This window comes from Yinghuangia sp. YIM S10712, assembly GCF_051388935.1.
Classification (GTDB): Bacteria; Actinomycetota; Actinomycetes; order Streptomycetales; family Streptomycetaceae; genus Yinghuangia.
Genome location: NZ_JBPKBI010000003.1, coordinates 385119 through 388814, shown reverse-complemented (window position 1 = coordinate 388814; position 3696 = coordinate 385119). Strand labels below are relative to the sequence as shown.

The 3696-nt window shown below is 70.9% G+C and carries 3 protein-coding genes; 2 read left to right on the top strand and 1 reads right to left on the bottom strand.

What is annotated here, in order from left to right:
• Positions 1 to 235: 235 nt before the first annotated feature.
• Complete coding sequence (locus ACRX5W_RS11150) at positions 236 to 2581, bottom strand: DEAD/DEAH box helicase (RefSeq protein ID WP_436787865.1); 2346 nt, start codon at positions 2579 to 2581, stop codon at positions 236 to 238.
• A 125-nt stretch (positions 2582 to 2706) separates the two neighbouring features.
• Between ACRX5W_RS11150 and bldG the strand changes: the two genes are divergently transcribed.
• A complete protein-coding gene (gene bldG, locus ACRX5W_RS11145) occupies positions 2707 to 3048 on the top strand; it encodes an anti-sigma factor antagonist BldG (RefSeq protein ID WP_231773267.1) in 342 nt (113 codons plus the stop codon).
• Positions 3049 to 3163: 115 nt separating this feature from the next.
• Complete coding sequence (locus tag ACRX5W_RS11140) at positions 3164 to 3631, top strand: ATP-binding protein (protein WP_436787864.1); 468 nt, start codon at positions 3164 to 3166, stop codon at positions 3629 to 3631.
• Positions 3632 to 3696: the final 65 nt, after the last annotated feature.

Below are 3696 nucleotides of genomic sequence, written 5' to 3'. Positions count from 1 at the left end.
CTGCCGTCCGGCAGTTACAGCATGCGGAGCCGAAACGGCGCGGAACGAGTCCGCGCCGACCGCACCGTCTCCGGTCTCCGGTCCGCGCAGCCGGCGTTTCGAGGGGCGCCCGAGGGAGGGCGAAGGGAAGCCGCCGCTCGCCGGTGGTCGCCGGTAGCCCATCCGTCCGGCGGCCACGCCGGTCTTCATACGGGCTGTCGCGGACACTCCGGTCCCGAAGCTCTCGAAGACGTCCTCAGGGTCTGCCCCGGAGCAGCGCCGCCAGCAGGCGGACGGCCCCGATCTTGTCCAAGGGCTGGTTCCCGTTGCCGCACTTGGGCGACTGCACGCAGCTCGGGCAGCCGGAGTCGCACTCACACGCGGCGATGGCCTCCATGGTGGCGGTGAGCCACTCGGGTGCGGTCGCGTACGCGCGTTCGGCGAAGCCGGCCCCGCCCGGGTGGCCGTCGTGGACGAAGACTGTGGGGAGGCCGGTATCGGGGTGAAGTGCGGTGGAGACACCGCCGATGTCCCAGCGGTCGCAGGTGGCGAAGAGCGGAAGGAGGCCGATCGAGGCGTGCTCTGCGGCGTGGGCCGCTCCGGGGAGATCGGATTCGTCGATCCCGGCGTCCGCGACCTGTTCGGGGGTGACGGTCCACCAGACGGCGCGCGTGCGCAGAGAGCGTCGCGGCAGGTCGAGCCGGTGTTCGCCGAGAATTTCGCCGGTGAGAATGCGGCGTCGCTGGTACGAGACGACCTGACTGAGGACTTCCACGGAGCCGAAGTGCAGGCGTCCGGAGCCCCACGCCTCGGCGCGGACCTGTTCGAGGATCCGGATGTCGGTCTTTTCCCGGGCGGTGGTCGTCCAGTCAGGAGCGGCCTGGCGGACCAGCGCGACATCGGCGTCGAGATCGAGCGTGCCGACGAGATAGGTGTCGCCCTGATGCAGGTGGACGGCGCCTTCGTGGACCGTGGTGTGCGCGGCCGCCGCGTCGACGGTGCCGAGGACACGGCCGGTGTCCTCCTCTACCACGCGCACCGCCGGACCGCCCGCGCCCCGGATGTCGGTGAGGTCGGTGGCGCGTTCCGGGCTGGTCCAGTACCAGCCGGCGGGGCGACGTCGAAGCAGGCCGCGGCGTTCCAAGCCGGGCAGGAGCTCCGCCGCGACCGGACCGAACAACGGCAGATCGCTTTCCTGCAAGGGAAGTTCCGCTGCTGCGGCACACAGGTGAGGAGCGAGCACATACGGATTGTCCGGGTCCAGCACCGTCGCCTCGACGGGGCGGTCGAAGAGCGATTCGGGGTGGTGCACCAGGAAGGTGTCGAGCGGGTCGTCGCGCGCGATGAGGACGGCGAGCGCTTCCTGCCCTGCCCGGCCCGCGCGGCCGGCCTGCTGCCACAGCGACGCCCGGGTGCCGGGGTATCCGGCGAGGAGGACCGCGTCCAAGCCCGCCACATCCACGCCGAGTTCGAGTGCGGTGGTGGCGGCGACGCCGAGCAACCGGCCGTCGTGCAGCGCGCGTTCGAGGCTGCGTCGTTCGTCCGCGAGGTAGCCGGACCGGTACGTGGCGACTCGGTCGGCGAGGCCGGCGTCGACGCGCGCCAACTGGTCGCGTGCCATCACCCGGACGACTTCGGCGCCTCGCCGGGACCGGACGAACGCCACCGTGCGTACGCCGTCCACCACGAGGTCGGTGAGCAGGTCGGCGGCCTCGGCGGTCGCCGTACGCCGCACGGGCGCGCCGCGTTCGCCGGTGATCTCGGTGAGCGGCGGCTCCCACAACGCGAAGGTGAGCGCCCCGCGCGGTGAGGCGTCGTCGGTGACCGCGGCGATGGCGTCGGCGGGCTCGCCGATGAGACGCGCGGCGGAGCCCGTGGGGTCGGAGACCGTCGCGGACGCGAGGACGAAGACCGGATCGGAGCCGTAGCGGCGGCAGATGCGGCGCAGGCGTCGGATCACCTGGGCGACGTGCGACCCGAAGACGCCGCGGTAGGTGTGACATTCGTCGATCACGACATATTTGAGGGCCTTGAGGAACGCGGACCAGATGCGGTGCGCGGGCAGGAGCGACCGGTGCAGCATGTCCGGGTTGGTCAGCACATAGGCGGCGTGTCCGCGGATCCAGCGGCGGAGTTCGCCAGGTGTGTCCCCGTCGTACGTGGCGGCCCGCACGGCGTCGAGGCCGGTGCCGGTTGCGCGGAGCGCGTCGACAGCGCGCAATTGGTCCGCTGCCAGGGCTTTTGTCGGAGCAAGATAGAGAGCGGTGGCAGCACGCCCGTTCGGTGCTTGGGTACCCTCCAGGAGGGCGGTGAGTACCGGCAGGAGGTAGGCCAGGGACTTACCCGAGGCGGTGCCGGTTGCCAGCACGACGGACCGGCCCGACACGGCGGCCGATGCGGCCTGCGCCTGGTGTTCCCAAGGGCGGTCGACACCGATCGCCCGGAAAGCGTCCACGACTTCGCGGCGCGCCCCGTCGGGCCACGCGGTCGGTCGACCCCTTCGCGGGGGTATGCGCCGAACGTGTGTCACTCGATCGGGTCGCCCGTGAGCCGCCAGCAAGCGGCTCAACAGGTCATCCTGGGAGTGTGGAAGGGGCGACATCAGGCACAGTCTCGCACCCAAAGTCGCGGGATTCATCGTCCTGTAGCGCCCATAAGTGGTTGAATGCCTTGGCGGCTGCCGATCCTTGGGGGGCGACCGCTCGATAGCAAGGTGCTGGAGGATCCGTGGACCTGTCCCTGTCGACCCGAACCGAGGGCGGCCGTACGGTCGTCGAGGTGGGCGGCGAGATCGATGTGTACACCGCCCCCAAACTGCGCGAGCAATTGGTGGAACTCGTCAATGACGGGAGCTACCACCTGATCGTGGACATGGAGGGAGTGGACTTCCTGGACTCTACGGGTCTGGGTGTCCTCGTCGGTGGCCTCAAGCGCGTCCGCGCGCACGAGGGCTCGCTGCGTCTGGTGTGTACTCAGGAGCGCATCCTGAAGATCTTCCGCATCACCGGTCTCACCAAGGTGTTCCCCATTCATACGTCGGTGGCGGAAGCCGTCGCCGCGACGGACTAGGCCGCGGCCCGTCCGCTCCGTGGACGGGCGCTCCGCCCGCCACCGCTCAACCAGACAGCGCTTCGCACCGGACCATCCGCCGGGCGGAACGTCGGCAAGTACGGCTGGGGGATCCATGGCCATCGTCGAGCTGCGCTTCACCGCGCTGCCCGAACACGTCCGTACCGCGCGGCTCGTTGCCGCCGCCGTCGCCCGCCGGGCGGGCGTGGCCGAGTCCGTGTTGGACGAGGTGCGCCTGGCGGTCGGAGAGGCGTGCTCGCGCGCGGTCGGCCTGACGCGTCAGATGGGCGCGGACGAGCCGGTGACCGTGACGCTGGACGACGGCGAAGGCCGTTTCTCGATCGAGGTCCGCGACGCCGTGCCGCAGCCGGCCGCGGTGGGCGCGGGCGATTCCGGCGGCCCCCTGTCCGGGGGGTCGGCGAACGGTGCGAGCCTCGACGTCGCGGAGAGCGAGCTGGGTCTCGCGGTGATCCTCGGCCTCGTCGACGAGTTGGATGTGCGCTCGGGGGCGGACGGCGGGCGGATCCGCATGTCGTGGCCGTCGGGCAAAGGCAAAGCCGAGGACGAGCCGGTGAGCCTGTGAGGCCGTGCGGGACTCCTTCGCGGACATGACTCCGATCGGCTGAATCTTGAGGTGAGAACGGCGGG